The organism is Dorea sp. OM07-5, assembly GCF_003481355.1.
GTDB lineage: Bacteria > Bacillota > Clostridia > Lachnospirales > Lachnospiraceae > Dorea_D > Dorea_D hominis.
Window position 1 is genome coordinate 24,835 of sequence record NZ_QUKZ01000006.1, and the last position, 23,129, is coordinate 47,963.

The 23,129-nt window shown below is 43.0% G+C and carries 23 protein-coding genes and 8 tRNA genes; 27 read left to right on the forward strand and 4 right to left on the reverse strand.

The annotated features are described in order from the left end of the window. Window positions 1-11 precede the first annotated feature (11 nt). Window positions 12-1,292, reverse strand: a complete 1,281-nt coding sequence (locus tag DXC04_RS07125; RefSeq protein ID WP_199692535.1) for an HlyC/CorC family transporter — start codon at window positions 1,290-1,292, stop codon at window positions 12-14. Between the two features lie 148 nt (window positions 1,293-1,440). On the opposite strand from DXC04_RS07125, the gene murB reads away from it, so the two are divergent. The 22 genes from murB (at window position 1,441) to DXC04_RS07240 (ending at window position 15,537) form a co-directional block, all read left to right on the forward strand. Continuing rightward, entirely contained in the window at window positions 1,441-2,352 is a 912-nt protein-coding gene (gene murB / locus DXC04_RS07130) for a UDP-N-acetylmuramate dehydrogenase (protein WP_021860167.1), read from the forward strand. A 1-nt stretch (window position 2,353) separates the two neighbouring features. Then, window positions 2,354-3,238: an RNase adapter RapZ gene (gene rapZ, locus DXC04_RS07135; protein ID WP_021860168.1), complete on the forward strand. Its 885-nt coding sequence runs from the start codon at window positions 2,354-2,356 to the stop codon at window positions 3,236-3,238. 9 nt (window positions 3,239-3,247) lie between these two features. After that, window positions 3,248-4,150 carry a DNA-binding protein WhiA gene (gene whiA, locus DXC04_RS07140; RefSeq protein ID WP_021860169.1) on the forward strand — a complete coding sequence of 301 codons (903 nt, stop codon included), beginning with the start codon at window positions 3,248-3,250 and terminating at the stop codon, window positions 4,148-4,150. Further along, on the forward strand, window positions 4,143-4,400 hold the full coding sequence (locus DXC04_RS07145; protein WP_021860170.1) for an HPr family phosphocarrier protein: 258 nt from the start codon (window positions 4,143-4,145) through the stop codon (window positions 4,398-4,400). Before whiA ends, DXC04_RS07145 begins: the two co-directional genes overlap by 8 nt. A gap of 83 nt (window positions 4,401-4,483) precedes the next feature. Next, the gene (locus DXC04_RS07150; protein WP_021860171.1) at window positions 4,484-5,416 is read left to right on the forward strand and encodes a diacylglycerol/lipid kinase family protein; all 933 of its coding nucleotides are present in this window, start codon (window positions 4,484-4,486) and stop codon (window positions 5,414-5,416) included. A gap of 118 nt (window positions 5,417-5,534) precedes the next feature. Next, window positions 5,535-5,606 (forward strand) — tRNA-Glu (locus DXC04_RS07155). 248 nt (window positions 5,607-5,854) lie between these two features. Next, window positions 5,855-6,313, forward strand: a complete 459-nt coding sequence (locus tag DXC04_RS07160; protein ID WP_021860172.1) for a prepilin peptidase — start codon at window positions 5,855-5,857, stop codon at window positions 6,311-6,313. Window positions 6,314-6,371: 58 nt separating this feature from the next. Continuing rightward, window positions 6,372-7,238: a class II fructose-1,6-bisphosphate aldolase gene (fba, locus tag DXC04_RS07165; RefSeq protein ID WP_021860173.1), complete on the forward strand. Its 867-nt coding sequence runs from the start codon at window positions 6,372-6,374 to the stop codon at window positions 7,236-7,238. Between the two features lie 159 nt (window positions 7,239-7,397). Beyond that, complete coding sequence (locus DXC04_RS07170; protein WP_021860174.1) at window positions 7,398-9,509, forward strand: glutamine synthetase III family protein; 2,112 nt, start codon at window positions 7,398-7,400, stop codon at window positions 9,507-9,509. 164 nt (window positions 9,510-9,673) lie between these two features. After that, window positions 9,674-10,138 (forward strand): DUF1700 domain-containing protein, encoded by a 465-nt coding sequence (locus tag DXC04_RS07175; protein WP_021860175.1) that lies wholly within the window; start codon window positions 9,674-9,676, stop codon window positions 10,136-10,138. A 297-nt stretch (window positions 10,139-10,435) separates the two neighbouring features. Beyond that, complete coding sequence (locus tag DXC04_RS07180; RefSeq protein WP_021860176.1) at window positions 10,436-10,633, forward strand: hypothetical protein; 198 nt, start codon at window positions 10,436-10,438, stop codon at window positions 10,631-10,633. Window positions 10,634-10,968: 335 nt separating this feature from the next. Beyond that, window positions 10,969-12,126 carry a THUMP domain-containing class I SAM-dependent RNA methyltransferase gene (locus tag DXC04_RS07190; protein WP_021860178.1) on the forward strand — a complete coding sequence of 386 codons (1,158 nt, stop codon included), beginning with the start codon at window positions 10,969-10,971 and terminating at the stop codon, window positions 12,124-12,126. Next, window positions 12,127-12,744 carry an RdgB/HAM1 family non-canonical purine NTP pyrophosphatase gene (rdgB, locus tag DXC04_RS07195; RefSeq protein WP_021860179.1) on the forward strand — a complete coding sequence of 206 codons (618 nt, stop codon included), beginning with the start codon at window positions 12,127-12,129 and terminating at the stop codon, window positions 12,742-12,744. Then, complete coding sequence (locus tag DXC04_RS07200) at window positions 12,741-13,220, forward strand: metallophosphoesterase family protein (protein WP_021860180.1); 480 nt, start codon at window positions 12,741-12,743, stop codon at window positions 13,218-13,220. The genes rdgB and DXC04_RS07200 overlap by 4 nt, the downstream gene beginning before the upstream one ends. A gap of 120 nt (window positions 13,221-13,340) precedes the next feature. Then, window positions 13,341-13,415 (forward strand) — tRNA-Pro (locus DXC04_RS07205). 7 nt (window positions 13,416-13,422) lie between these two features. Beyond that, window positions 13,423-13,493, forward strand: a tRNA-Gly gene (locus DXC04_RS07210). A gap of 56 nt (window positions 13,494-13,549) precedes the next feature. Further along, window positions 13,550-13,623 (forward strand) — tRNA-Arg (locus DXC04_RS07215). Window positions 13,624-13,690: 67 nt separating this feature from the next. Then, a tRNA-His gene (locus DXC04_RS07220) sits at window positions 13,691-13,764 on the forward strand. Between the two features lie 33 nt (window positions 13,765-13,797). Further along, window positions 13,798-13,869 (forward strand) — tRNA-Gln (locus tag DXC04_RS07225). Between the two features lie 6 nt (window positions 13,870-13,875). Then, window positions 13,876-13,948: transfer RNA gene (locus tag DXC04_RS07230), tRNA-Lys, on the forward strand. A gap of 78 nt (window positions 13,949-14,026) precedes the next feature. Next, window positions 14,027-15,352 carry an MATE family efflux transporter gene (locus DXC04_RS07235; protein ID WP_021859798.1) on the forward strand — a complete coding sequence of 442 codons (1,326 nt, stop codon included), beginning with the start codon at window positions 14,027-14,029 and terminating at the stop codon, window positions 15,350-15,352. Window positions 15,353-15,456: 104 nt separating this feature from the next. Continuing rightward, window positions 15,457-15,537: transfer RNA gene (locus DXC04_RS07240), tRNA-Leu, on the forward strand. 388 nt (window positions 15,538-15,925) lie between these two features. Here the strand turns inward: DXC04_RS07240 and DXC04_RS07245 are convergent. Next, complete coding sequence (locus DXC04_RS07245) at window positions 15,926-16,756, reverse strand: hypothetical protein (RefSeq protein ID WP_118660602.1); 831 nt, start codon at window positions 16,754-16,756, stop codon at window positions 15,926-15,928. Window positions 16,757-16,951: 195 nt separating this feature from the next. Between DXC04_RS07245 and DXC04_RS07250 the strand changes: the two genes are divergently transcribed. Further along, window positions 16,952-17,623, forward strand: coding sequence for an HAD family hydrolase (locus DXC04_RS07250; protein ID WP_118660604.1), 672 nt, complete (start codon window positions 16,952-16,954; stop codon window positions 17,621-17,623). Between the two features lie 188 nt (window positions 17,624-17,811). Here DXC04_RS07250 and rd read toward each other — a convergent pair whose 3' ends face one another. Then, window positions 17,812-17,973, reverse strand: a complete 162-nt coding sequence (rd, locus tag DXC04_RS07255) for a rubredoxin (RefSeq protein ID WP_117537772.1) — start codon at window positions 17,971-17,973, stop codon at window positions 17,812-17,814. Window positions 17,974-18,070: 97 nt separating this feature from the next. Next, a complete protein-coding gene (locus tag DXC04_RS07260; protein ID WP_118660606.1) occupies window positions 18,071-18,934 on the reverse strand; it encodes a class I SAM-dependent methyltransferase in 864 nt (287 codons plus the stop codon). A gap of 203 nt (window positions 18,935-19,137) precedes the next feature. Between DXC04_RS07260 and DXC04_RS07265 the strand changes: the two genes are divergently transcribed. The 4 genes from DXC04_RS07265 to selA all read left to right on the forward strand — a co-directional run bounded on the left by DXC04_RS07265 (window position 19,138) and on the right by selA (window position 23,121). Then, on the forward strand, window positions 19,138-19,791 hold the full coding sequence (locus DXC04_RS07265; RefSeq protein WP_117537773.1) for a PHP domain-containing protein: 654 nt from the start codon (window positions 19,138-19,140) through the stop codon (window positions 19,789-19,791). 52 nt (window positions 19,792-19,843) lie between these two features. Then, window positions 19,844-20,449, forward strand: a complete 606-nt coding sequence (gene yedF / locus DXC04_RS07270; protein ID WP_021859792.1) for a sulfurtransferase-like selenium metabolism protein YedF — start codon at window positions 19,844-19,846, stop codon at window positions 20,447-20,449. A gap of 174 nt (window positions 20,450-20,623) precedes the next feature. Continuing rightward, window positions 20,624-21,664, forward strand: coding sequence for a selenide, water dikinase SelD (gene selD / locus DXC04_RS07275; protein ID WP_186855938.1), 1,041 nt, complete (start codon window positions 20,624-20,626; stop codon window positions 21,662-21,664). Window positions 21,665-21,693: 29 nt separating this feature from the next. Further along, the gene (gene selA, locus DXC04_RS07280; protein ID WP_021859790.1) at window positions 21,694-23,121 is read left to right on the forward strand and encodes an L-seryl-tRNA(Sec) selenium transferase; all 1,428 of its coding nucleotides are present in this window, start codon (window positions 21,694-21,696) and stop codon (window positions 23,119-23,121) included. Window positions 23,122-23,129: the final 8 nt, after the last annotated feature.

Here is a 23,129-nt window from a genome sequence, read left to right on the forward strand (position 1 = left end):
TTAATTTTGCCCTAATCTTCTTCGCCCTCTTCTTCCGGCTGTGGTTCCGGCAAGTAAGCATGGACAGTTTCGATACGGTTTTTGTCTAGTTTTTCGACAATAAGACGGATACCATCTTCCGTTGTGATTGAATCTCCGACTTCCGGAAGACGATCCAGATGTTCGATGATAAATCCACCGAGGGAATCATAATCTTCTGAAGTAAGATCAAGATCCAGACGGTCATTTAAGTCATCCAGATTCGTGGAACCTTCAATCAGGTACTCCCGTTCGCCGACTTCCTGTACGAAATCTTCTTCATTTTCATCATATTCATCGTGGATTTCACCGACGATCTCCTCCAGAATGTCTTCAAGTGTAATCAGACCGGAAGTTTCGCCATACTCATCCAGAACGATGGCGATATTGAAAGAGGATTCTCGCATCTCAACGAGAAGTTCGGAAATATTCTTATACTCATAAGTGAAATATGCTTCTCTTAAAATATCACGGATATGAAATTCTTTCGTATTATCATATAAAAGAAGATCCTTCATATTGATTGTACCGATCACATTGTCGGTTGTATCTTCAAAAATCGGAAGTCTTGTAAATTTATCTTCTCGGAAAATCTCAATCAGTTCTTCGTAAGTCGATTCCACATCTGCAAATGTTACATGTACACGCGGTACCATAACATCTTTTGCCTTCGCATCTCCTAAATCAACCACGTTGTAGATCATTTCTTTCTCATCGGATTCAATAACTCCTTCCTCATGGCTGACATTTACAATGGTACGAAGTTCATTTTCAGTCATTGTACGATTCTTCGCATTTGGATCGATATGAAAAATAAGAAGAATCAAAGAGGACAGTCCATTGATGATGAAAATAACCGGTGTCATGACTTTCATGAGAAAGCTGATGACAGGTGAATAAAGCAGAGAAATCTTCTCCGCGTAAACAGTCGCAGTTGTCTTTGGCGTGATTTCTCCGAACAGAAGAATCAGCACTGTAATGATCGCACTTGTGACAGCGACCATAGATCCGCCCAGCTTGTAGGCAATAGTTGTTGCCAGAGAAGCGGCAGCCGTATTCACGATATTATTTCCAATGAGGATTGTACTTAGCAATTTGCTGGAATTTTCCGTGATACGAAGTACAGTCTTCGCGCGCTTATTGCCTTCTTCTTCCAATGTGCGCATGCGAATCTGACTTGCAGTTGTAAGAGCCGTTTCTGCGGAAGAAAAGAACCCCGACAGAAGCAGCAGAATTATCAGAATTATAAATTGTATGGCGTCATCCGAACCCAATTTAAATATCACTCCTTTTGGTTTGTATATGGCACTAATATAGCGCATTTCATGGTATTTTGCAAGAGTTCGTTGAATTTGCAGTTTATTTATTGTATGATGTACAAGGAATAAAAGACAAACTCTATTTTATAAGGAGAAATCATAGATGAATCAGAATATATATGATAAATTGAAACAGATTCTTTCGTCTGCACAGGTGAAAGCAGACGAACCGATGAAGAATCATATTACGTTCCGGGTAGGTGGCCCGGCAGACGTATACGTGGTACCGAAGACAAAGGAAGAACTTTTACAGGTTATTACATGCTGTAAAGCGGAGAATGTTCCTTATTATATAATTGGAAATGGAAGTAATCTTCTGGTCGGAGACAAAGGCTACAGAGGCGTTGTAATCCAGATTTTCAAAGAGATGAATGAGATTACCTGCGAGGGAAATGTAATCTGCGCACAGGCGGGAGCACTGCTTTCACAGGTTGCAGCGAAAGCGCTGGAGCAAAGTCTTACGGGATTTGAATTTGCGGCAGGAATTCCGGGAACGCTCGGCGGCGCCTGTGTGATGAACGCCGGAGCATACGGTGGTGAGATGAAAGATGTTCTGAAGGAAGTGACAGTTTTGACGGATGAGGGAGAATTCCTTACGATTCCGAAGGAAGAGCTGGAACTGGGATACCGTACAAGCGTAATCGCAAAAAAAGGCTACATTGTCATAGAGGCAGTTCTTGAACTTAAGAGTGGAAATGCAGATGAGATCAGGGCTTACATGGATGAGCTGAAGGAAAAGCGCATTACAAAACAGCCGCTGGAATATCCGAGTGCCGGAAGTACATTTAAGCGACCGGAAGGATATTTCGCCGGAAAACTGATCCAGGATGCAGATCTCCGTGGCTTTCGGGTAGGAGGCGCACAGGTTTCCGAAAAACATTGCGGATTTGTTATTAATAAGGATCATGCGACAGCAGCAGATATCGTAGAACTGATGCAGCAGGTGTCAGACAGAGTGGAGGAAAAGTTCGGCGTGAAATTAGAGCCGGAAGTAAAAAGATTAGGAGAGTTCTAGTATGAGATTTGTGATTGTAACGGGTATGTCGGGAGCAGGAAAAAGTACAGCGCTTAAGATGCTGGAAGATATGGGTTATTTTTGCGCAGATAATCTGCCGGTGCCATTGATTCCAAAATTTGCAGAGCTTTTAAGTGTGCCGGGTACAGAGATGAATAAGGCGGCGCTTGGCGTGGATATCCGTAGCGGTCAGAGTTTCAAAGAACTGGAGCGTGTACTTAGTGAGCTGGATGAAGCAGGACTTACTTATGAGATTCTGTTCCTGGAATCCAGTGACGATGTGCTGATCAAACGATATAAAGAGACAAGACGTTTTCATCCATTGTCCGGCAGCAGCCAGAGAGTGGACAAAGGAATTGCCGAGGAACGTGAAAAATTAAGCTTTCTTAAGAAGAAGGCAAATTACCTGTTGGATACGAGCCATATGCTGACGCGCGAATTAAAAGGCGAACTGAATAAAATTTTCGTAGAAAACAAGGAATACAAGAACTTATACATAACAGTTCTGTCTTTTGGATTTAAATACGGAATCCCAAGTGATGCAGATCTTGTATTTGATGTCCGTTTTCTGCCAAACCCATATTATATAGAAGAATTACGTTCAAAGAGCGGTAATGACAAAGAAGTCAGAGATTATGTTATGGAAAATGAGAAATCTTGGGAATTTTTGGAGAAACTGACAGACATGATTGAATTTCTGATTCCGAATTACGTGGCAGAAGGAAAGACGCAGCTTGTGATCGGAATCGGTTGTACCGGTGGAAAACACAGATCCGTAACTCTGGCGAATGCATTATATGAAACACTTCAGGAAAATGAAGAAAACTATGGTGTTAGAATCGAACACAGAGACATTGAAAAGGATGCTAAAACGAAAGCAAGATAGGAGCAGGAAATGTCATTTTCCGGGAAAATAAAAGAAGAACTGGCAGAACATTCGACGGATGCAAGACATTGCAATCTTGCAGAACTTTCTGCAATTGTGCAAATGTGTGGGCATTTTTCGGAAGATTTTAAGGGCAGAATCACTTTGCAGGTGGACACGGAAAATTATCCAGTTGCAAGAAAATGCTTTACATTAATGAGAAAAACATTTAATATAAAGACTGATATCGTAATTCGCAGACATGCAGGAAAGGACAACTGGAGTTATCATCTTTTCTGGAGGGGAGAAGAACTCCTTGCGGTAAAGAATGCGGACGTTCAGGCAGTCTGTTGTAAAAGAGCCTATATTCGGGGCGCATTTCTTGCGGCGGGATCAATGAGTGATCCTACGAAGTCATACCATCTGGAGATTGTATGTGCGCAGGAAGAACGGGCAGAGCATCTGAAGACTCTGATGAACAGCTTCGGAACCGATGCGAAGATTGTACAGCGGAAGCGAATGCATGTTGTATATCTGAAGGAAGGTTCCCAGATTGTGGATATGCTGAATGTTATGGAGGCGCATGTTGCATTACTGGAGCTGGAGAATGTCCGGATCCTGAAAGAGATGCGTAATGCCGTCAACAGGAAAGTGAATTGCGAAACTGCTAATATTAACAAAACCGTTTCTGCCGCAGTAAGGCAGATGGAGGATATTGCATATATCCGGGATACGATTGGTTTTGATGAATTGCCGGATGGGTTGAAAGACGTCGCCCTTACACGTCTGGCATATCCGGATGCAGCACTGAAGGAGCTGGGAAGTCTGTTACGTGAACCTGTAGGAAAATCAGGTGTGAATCACAGACTGAGGAAATTAAGTGAGATAGCGAATAAGTTAAGGGAAAATAAGGAGGAGCAACACTATGATTAAGAAGCCTGTTACGATTCGAAACAGCATGGATATGGAAACAAGACCGATTGCACACCTTGTGCAGGAAGCGAGCCAGTATAAGAGTCAGGTATATATCGAGATGGATGATAAGAAGATTAACGCAAAGAGTATTATGGGAATGATGAGCCTGAATCTTTCAGAAGGAACGGCGATTACTGTTGCAGCAGACGGAGAGGATGAATCCGAGGCAGTAGCAGGTGTGGAAGCATTCCTCGTTGCTAACAAATAATCATACATAATGATAATATAAGACATAAGAAAAGAGTTCCGGTTAAGGAACTCTTTTTCAGACGAGTGAAAGGAGAGCGGAGTATGAAAAGATTACTGTTTGTATATAATCCGCATGCCGGCAAAGGCATGCTCGCACCAAAGGTGTCAGACGTTGTAGATATTTTTGTGAAAGCAGGTTATGAAGTGGTGATCTATCCGACGCAGGCATATCATGACGCATATAAGAAAATATCCGAATATGATGCCAGTACATATGATTTGGTTGTGTGCAGCGGAGGTGACGGAACATTGGATGAAGTTGTGACCGGAATGATGAAACGTGAAGACCGAGATCCGATCGGATATATTCCGGCTGGAACAACGAATGACTTTGCGAACAGCCTGCATATTCCGAAAGATGTTCTGAAAGCTGCGGACAATGCAGTGAATGGTTCCGAATTCTGCTGTGATGTCGGTAAATTCAATGACGGTATTTTCGTCTATATTGCCGCGTTTGGTTTATTTACGGATGTATCTTATGAGACAAAGCAGGAATTGAAGAACGTGCTCGGACATCTTGCATACCTTCTGGAAGGAACGAAGCGTCTGTTTAACATTCCGTCTTACCGGATCAAAGTAGAACATGACGGAGAGGTGATCGAGGACGAATTTGTATTCGGAATGGTAACAAATTCCAGATCTGTAGGCGGTTTCCGCAATATGATAGGAAAGGAAGTCGCATTTGACGACGGTCTGTTTGAAGTTACATTGATTAAGACACCGAAGAATCCAATTGCTTTACAGGAGATCATCGCATCACTTCTGATCGAACAGGTGGACACAAAGCATATGTACACATTCAAGACAGGCAAGATCACATTTGAGTCGATTGAAGAGATCCCATGGACATTGGATGGGGAGTATGGCGGAAGCCATGATGAAGTTGTCATTGAGAATTTGCAGAAACAGTTACATCTAATGGTTCCGGAAGATGAAATGAAGAAATTGTCTGTGAATCACAAGAAAGAAAACTAGCGAAAGCAGCCGAAAAATGCAGGGCTGTAGAAAAAATTGCAAAAAAACATAAAAAATGAAAAAAAGTACTTGCTTATTTATAGAATGTTTGCTATACTAGGCAAGTACGAAAGAGCAAGGCTCCCTGGTCAAGCGGTCAAGACGCTAGCCTCTCACGCTGGAATCAGGGGTTCGATTCCCCTGGGAGTCACTCAGTATGAAACCGGAGTTCATTATGAATTCCGGTTTTGTTTTATATATCTACAATATCAAGTCAGGCAGTTCAGCCTGCATAATTCCTGAAATTATGACATTGCAATAGTACATTTTTACTTTCATACAGATAAATATAATTGATGTTAGGGGCGCTAAGCCATAAAACCACTCATGTGCAAGCACATCGTGATGTCAGGCTTTTGACCTGGCACCATATAATGTAGTAAAAGGAGATATAATTTTATGATGATATTTTCAAAAATATATTTGTGCAGATGGTTTATGCTGTATCTGCTTGCCACCTGTCTGGTGTGGATTGCCGGACAGGACGCGCGTACACACAGAATTTCAAATCGTTCCGTGCTGGTATTTGGAGCGCTGGCGGCAGCGTACCGGACGCTCTGCCCTGAACTTTCGTGTCAGGCGGTGTGCATTGGAGTGTTTGCTGTCAGTGTGCCGTTACTTCTGCTGGCAGCATGGAAGCCGGGTGCTGTTGGTGGCGGAGATGTAAAATTAATGGCAGCAGGTGGGAGTTTATTTGGTGCAAATGGAATCTGGCAAGCGTTTTTTACTGGCATTTTGCTGGCAGGAATCTGGACAATCGTGATGCTTTTGTGCAAAAAGGTGAAACGGAAGTCGAGTATCCCGCTTGGCCCGTTTCTGAGTGCGGGAATGCTGATTTCTTTGTCCTTGTTTTTTTGAAAGTAATGGTCTATAATAAAAAAATGAAATGTGAATTGAAGAATTGGAGGAATATGATATGTTAGTATCAGCAAAAGAGATGCTTGAAAAAGCAGTTGAAGGTCACTATGCAGTAGGTCAGTTCAACATCAACAATCTGGAGTGGACAAAAGCAGTACTGAATGCGGCTGAAGAGATGAAATCTCCGGTAATCCTTGGAGTATCTGAAGGAGCAGGAAAGTACATGACTGGATTCAAGACAGTTGCTGCTATGGTAGAAGCTATGATGGGTGAGCTTGGAACAACTGTTCCGGTTGCTTTACATCTGGATCACGGTACTTACGAAGGAAGTTATAAGTGTATCGAGGCTGGATTCTCTTCTATCATGTTTGACGGATCTAAATATCCAATCGAAGAGAACGTTGCAAAGACAAAAGAACTGATTGAAGTCTGCAACAAGAAAGGAATCTCTCTGGAAGCAGAAGTTGGTTCTATCGGCGGAGAAGAAGACGGAGTTATCGGACAGGGTGAGTGTGCTGATCCGAACGAATGTAAGCAGATCGCAGATCTTGGTGTTACAATGCTTGCAGCAGGTATCGGTAACATTCACGGAAAATATCCTGCAAACTGGGCTGGATTAAGTTTTGAGACTCTGGATGCAATCCAGAAGCTGACAGGAAAACTGCCACTGGTACTTCATGGTGGAACAGGAATTCCGGATGACATGATCAAAAAGGCAATTGATCTCGGAGTAGCTAAGATCAATGTTAATACAGAGTGCCAGCTTTCATTTGCTGATGCAACACGCAAATATATCGAGGCGGGTAAAGATCAGGAAGGAAAAGGCTATGATCCTCGTAAGCTTTTAAAACCAGGATACGAAGCAATCATCGAAACTGTCAAGGAGAAGATGGAATTATTCGGATCTGTTGGAAAAGCAGAATAATTTCAATTTATACTTGCCTTTTTCAGACAATTGAGTTATACTAACAGGCGTAGCGAGAACAAAGGCGTTCCAATGAAAGTTGGAGTGCCTTTTTCTTACATATTCAACAATATTTGAATACAGACAACAAGACACGATTAAGAAAGGAAACGAAAAGACATGAGTGAAGCATTGAAAGTAGCTGAGATTTTTGGGGAAGATGTATTTAACGATACTGTCATGCAAGAGCGTTTGCCAAAGAAGGTCTATAAGGATCTGAAGAAGATTATCGAAGAGGGAAAAGAATTAGACCTTGCAACAGCAGATGTAATTGCTCACGAGATGAAAGAGTGGGCGATTGAGAAAGGAGCTACACATTATACACACTGGTTCCAGCCCCTTACAGGAGCTACCGCTGAGAAACATGATTCTTTTATTTCTGCACCACTGCCGAACGGAAAAGTGCTGATGAGCTTTTCCGGAAAAGAACTGATCAAAGGAGAGCCGGATGCATCTTCATTCCCATCCGGAGGACTTAGAGCAACATTCGAGGCAAGAGGATATACAGCATGGGACTGTACTTCACCGGCATTTGTAAGACATGATGCAGCAGGCGCTACACTTTGTATTCCGACAGCATTCTGCTCTTACAAAGGAGAAGCACTTGACCAGAAGACACCGCTTCTGCGTTCTATGCAGGCAATCAATGAACAGTCACTGAGACTGCTTCGTTTATTTGGCAATACAACAGCTAAGAAAGTAACTCCTTCTGTTGGAGCAGAGCAGGAGTATTTCCTTGTAGATGCTGAAAAGTTTGAGCAGAGAAAAGACCTTATTTATGCAGGACGTACTTTATTTGGAGCGATGCCTCCAAAAGGACAGGAGATGGACGATCACTATTTCGGAACCATCCGTCAGAGAATTGCCGGATTTATGAAGGACGTCAATATTGAACTGTGGAAAGTTGGAGTTGCATCCAAGACACAGCACAACGAAGTTGCACCGGCACAGCATGAGCTTGCACCGATTTACGGTGAAGCAAATGTAGCTGTTGACCACAACCACCTGGTAATGCAGACATTGAAGAGAATTGCATGCCAGCATGGAATGAAATGCCTGCTTCATGAGAAACCATTTGCAGGTGTCAACGGATCCGGTAAACATAACAACTGGTCACTGACTACAGATGATGGTAAGAACCTGTTAGAGCCAGGCAAGACACCTCATGAGAACGTACAGTTCTTACTGGTGCTGACATGTATCTTGAAAGCAGTAGACAAACACGCAGCACTGCTTCGTGAATCTGCAGCAGATGTAGGAAATGATCACAGACTGGGAGCAAACGAGGCACCTCCGGCTATCATCTCTATTTTCCTTGGAGATCAGCTTGAAGATGTAATCCGCCAGCTCGTAGATACCGGAGAAGCTACACACAGTCTGAAAGGTGGAAGACTGGAGACAGGTGTAAGTACACTTCCGGATCTTGCAAAAGATGCAACAGACCGTAACCGTACATCGCCGTTTGCATTTACAGGTAACAAATTTGAGTTCCGTATGGTAGGATCAAGAGATTCTATTTCCGGATCAAACGTTGTACTTAACACAATCGTAGCAGAAGCATTTGCAGAGGCGTGTGATGTCCTGGAGAAAGCAGATGACTTCGATATGGCAGTACATGATCTGATCAAGAAATATGCAACAGAGCACCAGAGAATCATTTTCAATGGTAACGGATATGCAGATGCATGGGTAGAAGAAGCTGAGAGAAGAGGACTTCCGAACATCAAATCTATGGTAGAAGCTGTACCGGCACTGGTAACAGAAGATACAGTATCTATGTTTGAGAAGTTTAAAGTATTCACAAAGGCAGAGCTTGAGTCACGTGTAGAGATTAAGTATGAGAACTACTCAAAGGCTATCAACATTGAAGCACGTACAATGATCGACATGGCAAGCAAACAGATCATCCCGGCTGTTATCAAATATACAAAATCTCTGGCAGATACAGTACTTGCAGTGAAAGAAGCAGGAGTAGACGCTTCCGTACAGGCTGGACTGCTGAAAGAGACAAGTGATCTCCTGGCTGCGACAAAGAGCGCACTGGATGCACTCAGTGCTGTAACTGATAAGGCAGCAGCTATGGATGAAGGTGAAGAGCAGGCAAGATTCTATCACTTCGATGTAGTACCTGCAATGGAAACTCTGCGTACACCGGTTGACAAACTGGAAATGATCGTAGACAAAGAAGCATGGCCGATGCCATCATATGGAGATCTGATCTTTGAAGTGTAATCGGTTTTGCGATAGATAAAAGATACGATAAATATGAACTCCTGATTTTTATAAATTCATTAGAAAATTTTAAGAACCTTGCACTTGGAATGGCAACTTGTATGTGCTATCCTAAGTGCAAGGTTTTTTATTAGGCACATTTTGCTGATTAAGGAGATAATAGAATGACAAAACAGGAATTTCTGGAAAAATTAAGAGCCGCACTTGGCAATGACTTAAGTGGTACAGTTGTAAGTGAGAATGTGAATTATTATAAGCAGTATATTACAGATGAAGTAGCGAAAGGAAAATCCGAAAAAGAAGTGATAGATGAATTGGGAGATCCATGGGCGATCGCCCGTACGATCATAGATGCACAGGAGAACCAGGAGTACACAGAAGGTGAATACAGAAGTGAGACCACTGCAAATGGCGAATATGATTCCGGCAAACAGAATAGATATGGCAATGTCCATGTATTTGGATTGGACAGCTGGTGGAAGAAACTGCTTCTGATACTGGGGCTTGTTGGAATTATCGTCTTGATCGTGGCAGTGATCGGAGGGATTATCAGCATTCTTGCGCCGATTGTTCTTCCGCTTATTGTGTTGATGTGGATTCTCCGGGTAATCGGACAGAGACGAAGATAAGAAATGAAAGCAGAAGAAAAATTTGATTAATCCCTGTGATAAAAAGAAAAATATAAAGTAAAAGACCGATGGGGGAGCCATCGGTCTTTTGAGGGGAGTATAAATAATTAATAAGGGGTTGTAGAAAGTAACCTTTCTACAAGTTTAAGTATAATATAGCAAGAGTCAAAAAGCAAGAAAAACCTTAAAAAAATCTTAATATATTTGTAAGCTTGTTTTTGTGAAAAAGATACATAAAACAGATGCAGATGGACACAATAATCCTGTAACTTAAAAAAGAATTAGGAGGAATTTAAAATGGCAAAAAACTCATCAAACATGAATGCATCTGATAAGAATGCTTATGGAAAAAACATCGCAGACAAGAACTCATCTAACAAAAACGGATATAATAAGAATGCATCCAAAAAGAATGCATATGGGCAGTCCGACAAGAATGAATCCAATAGAAATTCTTCTGATAGCAACTGCCACGGCTACAAAGAGAGACAGTAATCAGAAAATGGCGTAACAATCCACACTTATAAGACAGTGAAATATGGCGGAAAGAGTGTCAAACTCTATTCGGCATGGTCAAAAGCAGCAAAAGCAAAAATCAAATAATGTGTGATGCAGTTTGCGCTTTATGATGGTAGTCATTTATAATGAAGTAAACAAAAAGGCTTCCCTGAAGATACAGGTATTTTCAGGGAAGCCTTTTTTATATAAAAATCTTCCGGCAGATATGCAAAGTCATATTCTTTGTTATAAAAACCTTGCACGCTTTTTTTATGTAGAATATACTAAGAAAGAGTACAAACAGAAAAGTACGGAAGAAACAGGAGAAATATATGAGTAAAATAGAATTGATTGCACCATGCCATTTTGGGTTGGAGGCAGTTTTAAAAAGAGAGATCATAGACCTTGGCTATGATATCGCAGAAGTAGAAGATGGAAGAGTGACATTTTATGGAGATGAAGACGCAATCTGTCGTGCCAATATTTTCCTGCGGACAGCAGAGAGAATCCTTGTAAAAGCAGGAAGTTTCAAAGCGGTAACATTTGAAGAATTATTTGACAAGACAAAGAACCTGCCGTGGGAGCGTTATATTCCGAAGAATGGAAAATTCTGGGTTGCCAAGGCAGCGTCTGTTAAGAGTAAATTATTCAGCCCGTCAGACATCCAGTCTATTATGAAGAAAGCAATGGTCAGACGGCTGCAGGAATATTATGGAATCGAGTGGTTTCCGGAAGACGGAGCTTCTTATCCGGTACGTGTATTTTTGATGAAAGATATCGTGACAGTAGGAATCGATACATCCGGTGTGTCCCTGCACAAGAGAGGATACCGTGAAGTTTCCGGCAAAGCGCCGATCACGGAGACTCTGGCAGCAGCACTCATCAAGCTGACACCATGGAAGAAAGACCGTGTATTCGTAGATCCGTTCTGCGGAAGTGGAACATTTCCGATAGAAGCTGCAATGATGGCTGCAAATATCGCGCCGGGAATGAATCGTTCCTTCACGGCAGAAGAGTGGACGAACCTGATCCCGAAGAAGATGTGGTATGACGTGATCAACGAGGCAAATGATCTGATTAAGGACGATATCGATGTGGACATTCAGGGATATGATATCGATGGATCGGTCATTAAGATCGCAAGAAGAAATGCAAGAGAAGCCGGAGTGGATCATCTGATCCATTTTCAGGAGAGAGATGTAAGAAACTTAAGCCATCCGAAGAAATACGGATTTATCGTGACGAACCCGCCTTACGGAGAACGTCTGGAAGATAAGAAAGACCTGCCGGAACTGTATCGTGCATTTGGCGAAAGCTTTGCAGGACTTGACAGCTGGTCGGCTTACATGATTACTTCTTATGAAGATGCACAGCGTTATTTCGGACGGAAAGCGGATAAGAACCGGAAGATTTACAATGGAATGTTGAAGACATATTTCTATCAGTTTATGGGACCGAAGCCGCCGAGAAAACCGAGAGAGGAGCAGTAGATGAAGAAAATAATATTTGCAACAGGAAATGAGCATAAGATGGTGGAAGTCCGTATGATCCTTGACGGTCTGGGACTGGAGATTCTCTCACAGAAAGAAGCAGAGATTCAGGCAGATGTTGTAGAGGATGGAACCACATTTGAAGAAAATGCACTGATCAAAGCATCCGAGATTGCGAAAATCGCACATGAGATGCCGGAATACAAAGAAGCAGTTGTGATGGCAGATGATTCCGGCCTGGAAATCGATTATCTGAACAAAGAGCCGGGAATCTATTCTGCGCGGTACATGGGAGAGGATACTTCCTATGATATTAAAAATCAGGCGCTTTTAGACCGTCTGGATGGTGTACCGGACGAAAAACGTACAGCGCGGTTTGTCTGTGCGATCGCAGCTGTACTTCCGGATGGAAGCCATGAAGTTGTGCGCGGCACGATGGAGGGCATTATTGGTCATGAGATTGCCGGAGAAAACGGATTTGGATATGATCCGATTTTCTATCTGCCGGAATGTGGATGTACCAGCGCAGAACTTGCGCCGGAAGAGAAGAACAGACGAAGCCACAGAGGAGAAGGACTTCGGAAAATGCGTGAGATTCTGGAGAATAAAAAGAAATGAAAATACTGATCGTAAGTGATACACATAAGGCTCACGTATCTCTGGAACAGGTTCTGGAGCGGGAGAAGCCGATTGATATGCTTATCCATCTTGGAGATGTGGAAGGCGGGGCTGATTATATAGAAGCACTGGCGGGCTGTCCGGTACATATCGTTGCCGGAAATAATGACTATTTCAGTGATCTTCCGCAGGAAGAAGAATTCGTTGTGGAAGGAAATCACATTTTCATTACACATGGACACTATTATTATGTATCTATGGGAGAGAGTGATTTACTGAAAGAAGCTAAAGGCAGAGACGCTGACATTGTGATGTATGGACATACACATAAGCCATCGCTGCATGAAGAAGACGGCGTGACGATATTGAATCCGGGAAGTATCTCTTACCCGCGTCAGAGCGGGCGTCAGAAGACCTATATGATCATGGAGATTGATGCATCGGGCATGCCGGAGATTGAGCTGAAATATGTATAAGAAAAGACATGTAAAAAAATTGCAAAAAAATGAAAAAAGTTATTGACAATGTTCGAACCTTGCTATATAATAGCTATTGTGTCACGGAGATACAACAAGATGACACGAAGTAAACAATATCGGGGTGTGGCTCAGCTTGGCTAGAGCGCCTGGTTTGGGACCAGGAGGTCGCAGGTTCGAATCCTGTCACCCCGATAATCTTGCGGGTGTAGTTCAATGGTAGAACACCAGCCTTCCAAGCTGGATACGTGGGTTCGATTCCCATCACCCGCTTTCCGAGTGTCAACAGACATTTGGGAAAGTGATAGTTCTGAGGAGCTTATCCTTAAGAGTCTGTAGCTCAGCTGGATAGAGCAACGGCCTTCTAAGCCGTAGGTCGAGGGTTCGAATCCCCCCAGGCTCGTTAGAACCACAACAATTTAATAATGTGGTACTTAGTTGGACAGCTATAGTTCGATAAGTAATATATGGTGGGTATGGTGCAGTTGGTTAGCGCGCCAGATTGTGGTTCTGGATATCATGGGTTCGAGTCCCATTACCCACCTTTCTTTTTTTCTGTAAAGAGAGAATGTATTATTGGGCTATCGCCAAGCGGTAAGGCACAGGACTTTGACTCCTGCATTCGTTGGTTCGAATCCAACTAGCCCAGTTATATGGGCGTGTAGCTCAGGTGGTAGAGCACTTGACTTTTAATCAAGTTGTCCGGGGTTCGAATCCCCGCACGCTCACTGAATTATAGATGCAAATCCTTTGGGGTTTGCGTTTTTTTGTTTATGTAGAAAGAAGGAAAAAAAGTGGGAAAACACATGTTTTCTAATAAAGCATTGTGGAAACTGATGGCACCGTTGGCATTTGATCAGTTGCTAAATTCCATGATGGGAACAGTTGGAACAATGGTAGTCAGCAATCTGGGTTCGGCGGCAATCTCGGCAGTCAGTCTGGTAGACGCCATCAACGTACTGATCGTTCAGGCGTTTTATGCACTGGCAGCAGGAGGAACAGTTGTATGTTCCCAATATCTTGGATGCAAAAAAGAAAAAGAAGCAAATGAAGCGGCAAGACAGCTTCTGTTTATCACATTTGTATTGTCTGTGGTGATTGCAGCAATCTGTCTGGCAGCAAATGGACCGCTCCTGCGGCTGATCTTTGGAGAAGTAGAACCACAGGTTATGAAATATTCCAGACAATATTTTATTATTTCAGCGATATCCTATCCGTTTATTGCGTTGTATGATGATGGTTCGTCCATATTCCGTGCACAGGAAAACAGTAAAACGCCGATGATGATTTCACTGTGTGCAAATATTCTGAATCTCATATTAAATATACTGTTTGTATGGGGATTTCATATGGAAGTTATCGGTTCGGCAACAGCGACCATGTTGTCGCGTGCATTTTCGATGATTGCAGTGCTGTGTCTTCTGCGCCGTCCGGAACTTATTATCCGCCTGAGGGGGTATCTTAGTATTCGCCCTATCTGGTCACAGATCCGCCGGATTCTGTATCTTGGTATTCCGTCGGGAATCGAAAACAGTATGTTCCAGTTTGGTAAACTGGCAATCCAGTCTACGGTGTCTATGATGGGGACGGCCGCAATTGCTGCGCAGGGAATGACAAATATCCTGGAAAATCTGAATGGTATTCTGGCAATTGGAATAGGTGTCGGACTGATGACGGTAGTCGGAGAATGTATGGGAGCCGGAAGAAAAGATGAGGCAGCCTACTATATTAAGAAGATGACAGCCGTGTCAGAAGTTGTCGTGATTGCAAGCTGTCTGCTGATCTTTGCGCTCGTACATCCAATTACGATTTTCGGTGGAATGGAAGCAAAGAGTGCAAAAATGTGTATCTTCATGGTTGGCTGTATCACCATTGCAAAACCAATTGTGTGGTCGTTGGCATTTATACCGGCATACGGTTTCCGTGCAGCCGGGGATGTGAAATTTACGATGGTTACATCGGCGCTCATCATGTGGTTTTGTCGTGTCACACTTGCGATGTTTCTTGCGAGAGTGCTCGGTTTCGGACCGATTGCAGTATGGATCGGAATGTTCACTGACTGGTCAGTCCGTGCGATTATTTACAGTATCCGCTTTAAAAGTGGAAAATGGATGGAGCATCAGGTTATTTAAGGAAAATTTTCGAAATGTCCCGGCAATAACAGGAAACAGATGATTATAAAAAACCAGTTGACAAATATGCAGAAAATATAGTATATTATTTAGGCAGTTCGCATGCGGATGTGGCGGAATTGGCAGACGCGCCAGACTTAGGATCTGGTGTCCCCGACGTGCAGGTTCAAGTCCTGTCATCCGCATTTGCTACATGATATAATATCAATTACGAAGAAGATCATCACGAAAGTGGTGGTCTTTTTTTAAAGACTGTTGCAGGACAGAAAGAAGCAGCAACAAAACTCCTTGGTCAAACACTTTCCAAGGAAGAAATTGCTGAAAAAGTCGGAAAGTATAATAACATGACCGTTGATGTCAATGGTTGTACACACGGCGTACACTCATTTCAATTGATTAACTGATAAGAAATTAAGGATAAATAAAAGTAAATATGTAAAAGGGGACATTTCCCCCGGAACATAAGAGAAGCAGCTCCGCGTTATGTATCTCAGTTGAGATTTCATAGCATGGAGCTGCTTTTGCTTTATTAAATATATTCAATAACTATAGCCTCTGTAGAAAACTGACTAACTATCGTATCACATATTTTCTTACAAAGCAGCTTACAACACCCAGCGCGCAGAGTGGCAGAAGAGCGGAAGCAAGTCCGCCGTAGAGTTGCAGTGCTCCTTTTAAACCCTGAAGCGGAGCCGGAGAAGCCGGGATCAGATTTCCAAAATACAGAGACAGATATGCACCTGCATAGATGAAAATAAAAGAAAACCAGCCTTTGCCTTTATCGTAACGGTGTCCGCGTTTCCCATAAGTACTGCTTCCGAAAAGCACGATTAAAAATGTGACAGCTTCCACGAGAAGCAGGAATAAGGCAACACCAAGATAAGCACCCAGAATATAATTCTTCTGTGCGACCGCCGCAGCAATATTTCCGTAAGCCGGAGCGTTTTTCCAGAATGTCAGTCCCAGCATGCAGAAAATAATAGCAATGAGTACCAGAGTTCCGGCACGGAGCAGGAGATTTAACGTCTTGCGTGTTGCTTTAGCAGCGACCTTTCCACCGGTTGCAGCGCCTTTCTTCAAAGGAGACAGAAAATTTGGCAGATGAAAACCGCCCTTTTTGCGCCCGCCTTTATCAGAAGAACGTTTTCTGTCAGAATCATTGCCGGATACCTTACCGCCGCGCTTCCGTTTCATATATTCTTCCGGCGTCTCATCGAATGAAGTAGTATAATTTTCTTCCACATAATCGATATGTTTCGTCGTATCCAGATCGGAAAGACTGGAAAGTACGTCTTTGTAATTATCATCTGTATCGATGTTAATATCAGGAAGATCCCCTTCGTAGATAACTTCAAAATCATTGTCGAAGATATCTTTTCCCTTATTTGCAGTATTCATACTCATAAAAAAATCCCTCCTAAAACGATTTACATTTTAGTATCTATATCGGATGGATACAATAGATATCACAAAAATTTCAGGAAGACATAAGGTTTTCTTTAGATTTGGAATTGTGTATAATAGAAAACAATCGAACTAAGGTAAATGATGTAAAATAACTATCATGAGTAATAATTGGAGATACAGGAGAGCATTGTCATGAAAATAAATGGAAATAAAATAGAAGGACTTGTATTTGATATGGACGGTCTGCTGCTTGATTCGGAGCGGATTGTGCAGAGATCGTGGGAGCTGTCCGGCAAAGAACTCGGAATAGAAGGAATGGGGCAGCAGATCTACCATACACTGGGAATGAATGCAAAAAGCCGCAGACAGTATTTTAAAAATGCGATCAGCGCAGATTTTCCTTATGAAGAATTTCAGAAACTGACATCCAAATATTTTTATCAGATTACAGATACAGAGGGACTTCCGGTGAAAAAAGGAGCAGCAGAGTTACTGGAATATGCAAAGACGCATGACTACAAGACCGCAGTGGCAACTTCGTCAAGCAGAGGGTATGCAGAGCGCGTGTTGATGGATGCGGGACTTTATCAGTGGTTTGACGGCGGTGTATTTGGCGATATGGTGACAAAAGGAAAACCAGATCCGGAAATCTATCTCCGTGCCTGTGAGAGTATTGCACTGCGTCCGGAAAACGGACTGGCATTTGAAGATGCACCGGGCGGAATCCGGTCGGCGGTGGCAGCAGGATTACATACCATCATGATTCCGGATCTGCTCCGGCCGACAGAAGAGATAAAAAAGCTGATTTACCGGAAGTTTGCTGATCTTGGGGAAGTGATTCCGTTTTTAGAGGGGAGTGTATAATTTTCAATCATAAAAACTCTTTAGAATTATATTTTCCAATGAGATATCATGGGGAAATTATGCAATATGGTGTGTTTCGTACATAATAAAAAGAAGACTGGATGTATGCTGAGGTGTTCTCAATATACAGCTGGTCTCCTTTTGTTATGTCCATGTTTTTTTTGACAAGTTTACACGGCGTATCCGTATTAGTCTTCTTTTGCGAATACTTCTTTTCCCATACCACAGATCGGGCAGAGCCAGTCGTCCGGCAGATCTTCAAAAGCTGTTCCGGGAGCGATACCTCCGTCCGGATCCCCATTTTCCGGATCATAAACATAGCCGCAAGGTTGACATACATATTTTTCCATCTTTTCTCCTCCGTTAGAAACCTTTCGTGTCCTTGTCTGGGATATTTTCCCAAACATCATCTTATAGTTATAGCATACATCATATCGGACAAAAATGCTATATCTCTTTAGACCAGCGTCCAGATGCTCCGCAAGGGAGGACAAGGCCGGTGCTGCTGACCGGAAGACCGATTTCCTGGGATTCTACATGTCCGTGCCATGGTGCAAGTTCTGTCGCGATCATATAAGTCAGAACAGCAGGTGCCAGACCGGTTGTGTAGGAATTTACAAGGAAGAACAACGGATCAGCAGAGAGTATCTTCGTACATAATTTGATAAGCGGATGAATGGCATCCTCGATTTTCCAGATTTCTCCTTTCGGACCTCTTCCATAAGAAGGTGGATCCATGATGATCGCATCATAGTGATTGCCACGGCGGATCTCACGTTCTACAAATTTCACACAGTCATCGACAAGCCAGCGAATCGGTTTATCGGATAAACCGGAAGATGCTGCATTTTCCTTCGCCCATGTAACCATTCCCTTGGATGCATCTACGTGTGTAACACTTGCTCCGGCTGCGGCAGCCGCAAGAGTAGCGCCTCCGGTATAGGCGAAAAGGTTCAGAACTTTTACCGGTCGTCCGGCGTTTTTGATTTTATCGGAGAACCAGTCCCAGTTGGTTGCTTGTTCCGGGAAAAGTCCGGTATGTTTGAAGCTGAATGGTTTCAAATTAAATGTCAGCTTTTTATAATGAATCTGCCACTGTTTTGGCAAATCGAAAAATTCCCATTCGCCACCGCCTTTTTTACTGCGGTGATAATGTCCGTTCGGATGTTTCCAGCCACTGTTTGTCTTTTTGGTATCCCAGATTACCTGCGGATCCGGGCGCACAAGAAGAAAATCACCCCAGCGTTCCAGTTTTTCTCCTTTGCTGCAATCTATTACTTCATAATCTTTCCATTGATCTGCAATCCACATAATTAAAAACCTTTCTCATGATTTGTTAGCATAGTCATTCATGAAAGATTATAGCATGGCGGAAAAGAAAAAGAAAGCCTATAGACATCTTCTATAATAATGAATATATATTAAAAAACTCTATTTGAAGCACGGGACAGGAGTTTATATAATAGAAAGAGAAGAACAGTTGGAAAAACAGACAACTATGGGAGGAAATGATTATGCTGATCGACACACATATGCATGAGATGACATATTCCAAAGACAGTTTTCTGAAACTGGATGAGATGGTACGCATCGCCAGGGCAAAAGGACTGGACGGAATCTGCATTACAGATCATGACAGCATGGGGCTTAAGGAATATGCAGCAGAATATTCCAGACGTGAGAATTTTCCGATCTTTACAGGAATTGAATTTTTCTCCCTGCAGGGCGATATAGTGGCATTTGGAATTGAAGAGTATCCGAAAGAACGGATACCTGCACAGGATTTTATTGATCTTGTCAAAGCGCAGGGCGGCGTGTGTTTTGCAGCACATCCATTTCGCAATAATAACAGAGGACTGGAAGATAATTTACGCACCGTGCACGGACTGGATGGGTTGGAAGTCCTGAATGGAAGTACGTCGCTTGAAGCATGTTATAAGGCTGCTGAATATGCAGAAGAACTTGGACTTTTCACACTTGGTTCTAGTGACTGCCATGTACCGGAGAAAGTTGGTGTATGCGCCACTTATTTTCCGGAGAAAGTACATACAATGGAAGAATTTCTGGAAGTGTTTAAAAAAGGAACGATGTGTCCGGCTTTTTATAAGGATGGACAATATCATATAATTACAAATAAGAAATCTATTTACCTTTCCGCACATCAATGATAGAATATATCTATATAAGATAAAAAAGGGAAGGCATGAAAGGAGAATCATTATGATTACAGTTAATGCTATGGGAGATAATTGCCCGATCCCGGTTATAAAGACCAAAAAGGCAATGCAGGCGCTCACAGGCCCGGAGACGATCGAAGTTTTAGTTGACAATGAGATCGCCGTTCAGAACGTAACAAAGATGGCTGAAAGCTCAGGCGGTGCAGTAAAGTCTGAGAAGATCGCTGACAAAGAATACAAAGTTACGATCCAGATGAACGGAGCACCTGAGACAGTAAGCGAAGGAGAGGAGACTTGTATGCCGGACGCAAGAGATAACACAGTTGTAGTAATTAATTCAGACCGCATGGGATCTGGTAATGATGAACTTGGAAAAGTATTAATAAAAGGTTTCATCTTTGCAATAACACAGCTTGATACTTTACCTAAAACTATGTTATTCTATAATGGTGGAGCGACTCTGACCACAGAAGGTTCTGATTCATTGGAAGATTTGAAGTCACTGGAAGCACAGGGGGTTCAGATTCTGACATGTGGAACATGCCTTGATTATTATGGATTGAAAGAAAAACTGGTGGTAGGAACTGTAACAAATATGTACAGTATTGTTGAGACAATGGCAGGTGCTGGTAAGATCATCAGACCTTAATCATTTGTCCAGACAGATTTTGTAACAGAGGTAATAGAGCCGGACACTTGTGAGTCGCACAGGAAGTCCGGCTTATTTGTATATATTTAACAGGCTATATAATAGATGTATAGCGGAAACAGCCTCGCAGGAGGCGGAAGTTACATTCAATACCAAGGAGAGGAGAAAACAAGTATGAAATCAGATGTAAAACTGACAAGCTTGACGAAGACGGCAGGGTGAGCAGCTAAGATTGGTCCTGAGACCCTTGCCCAGGTTCTGGGTAAGTTGCCGAAGTTCGAGGACAAGAACCTGATCGTAGGTATTGAGACGTCGGACGATGCCGCTATATATAAAGTGACAGATGATATTGCTATGATACAGACGGTGGATTTCTTTACACCGATCGTAGATGAGCCGTATATGTTCGGACAGATTGCAGCAGCCAATTCACTGAGTGATGTGTGGGCGATGGGAGGAGAACCGGCAGTAGCTTTGAATATTGTTGGATTCCCGAACTGCCTGGATCCAGCTATTTTAGGGGATATCCTTGCCGGAGGAGCAGACAAAGTGAAGGAAGCAGGAGCTGTTCTGGTAGGAGGGCATTCGGTGCAGGATGATGAACCGAAATATGGTCTCTGTGTATCAGGCTTTGTGCATCCGGATAAGATCTTTAAGAATTACGGATGCAGACCGGGAGATATCCTGGTTTTAACGAAACAGATAGGAAGCGGAATCGTTAATACTGCGATCAAAGCAGATATGGCATCACCGGAAGCAATCAGAGAAGCGCAGACGGTTATGGCATCGCTGAATAAGAGAGGAAAACAGGCGGTTGAGAAATATGACGTCAGCGCCTGCACAGACATCACAGGATTTGGACTTCTCGGTCACTGTGTCGAGATGGCATCAGCCAGTGATGTGACATTTGAAATCAATGTTAAAGACATTGCATACCTTACCGATGCGATCGATTTCGCGAAGATGGGACTGGTCCCGGCCGGAGCATACAAGAACCGAGGATATTCTATTGGGAAAGTAGACGCAGGTTCTATTCCGGAGTATTATCTGGACCTGCTATATGACCCACAGACATCCGGCGGATTGTTAATCAGTGTGGCACCGGATAATTTGAATGAGATGCTGGCAGATTTTAAGAATGCAAGCATGGATACCACGATTTCGGTGATCGGAAAGGTTGCACCTAAGAGCGACAAGTTGATCCGACTGTTTTAAGTCAAAGAAAAAGTGGAAGGAAGAAAAATATGGACAAGAATATGTTGTATCGCAGTATCCCGAAAGTGGATGTGCTGCTTGCTGATGAGAAAGTCCAGATGTTGATAGAGACTTATAGCCGGGAGACGGTTATGGAATCCATTCATCTGGAGATGAATCGTCTGCGTGCTTATATTGCAAAATGTGAAGACGAAGAGGAAGCAAAGAGACAGATTGAAGCGTTGACGGAGAAGATCGAGCGGACAGTGTCTGCAATGCATACGCCGAACATGCGCATGGTAATGAATGGTACGGGGACCATTCTCCACACCAATCTGGGAAGAGCACCGATAAGCCCGGAACATATGAAGAGGGTAGCGGCTATTGCAACAGGATATTCAAATCTGGAGTATAATCTCGAAGCCGGAAGACGTGGCGAACGTTATTCGCATTTCGAGGAATTGTTGTGCAAAATTACAGGGGCAGAGGCTGCGATGGCAGTCAATAACAACGCTGCTTCTGTTATGCTTATTTTGAGCTCGCTTGCTAAAGGAGGGGAAGTGATTGTTTCCCGTGGCGAGCTTGTAGAGATTGGCGGTAAGTTCCGCATCCCGGATGTTATGGAGCAGAGCGGGGCTTCACTTGTGGAAGTAGGAACAACCAACAAGACACACTATGATGATTATGAAGATGCGATCACAGAAGAGACAAAGGCACTTCTGAAGGTACACACAAGCAATTACCGTATTGTCGGATTTACAGATACAGTAGGGATTGATGAACTGATCCCGCTTGCGAAGGAACATGATCTTCCGGTAGTGGAAGACTTGGGAAGTGGTGTGCTCATTGATCTGGAAAGATACGGTCTGACACACGAGCCGACTGTACAGGAATCCATTGCAAAAGGTGCGGATGTTGTCTGCTTCAGTGGCGACAAATTATTGGGAGGACCACAGGCAGGTATCATTATCGGTAAGAAGAAATACATTGATATGATGAAGAAGAACCAGCTTACCCGTGCTCTCCGTATTGATAAATTTACAGCGGCAACGCTGGAACTTGTATTACAGGAATATCTGTCTGAAGAAAAGGCAGTTCAGAACATTCCTGTTCTTCGCATGATTACAAAATCATTAGACGAAGTGACTAAAGATGCTAAGAAATTATGCCGTATTTTAAAAGCGGCAAAGCTTTCTGCCGAGATCAGTGTGGTTCCACTTGAATCACAGATTGGCGGAGGTTCTCTCCCTCTGGAGCGTATCGCAAGTATGGGCGTTGCGATCAATCCTGAGAAGATCAGCATTACAGAGCTTGAAGAAAGACTGCGCCATATGCCGGTGCCGTTGATTCCGAGAACAGCAAATGACACTGTGCTGATCGACGTAAGAACGATGGATGAACAGAATTTCAAATTACTCGCTAAGCAGTTACAGGAACTGCAGGTGTTTGAAGAGAAGAGTCTGATAGAAGTACGTTAGGAGAGAAT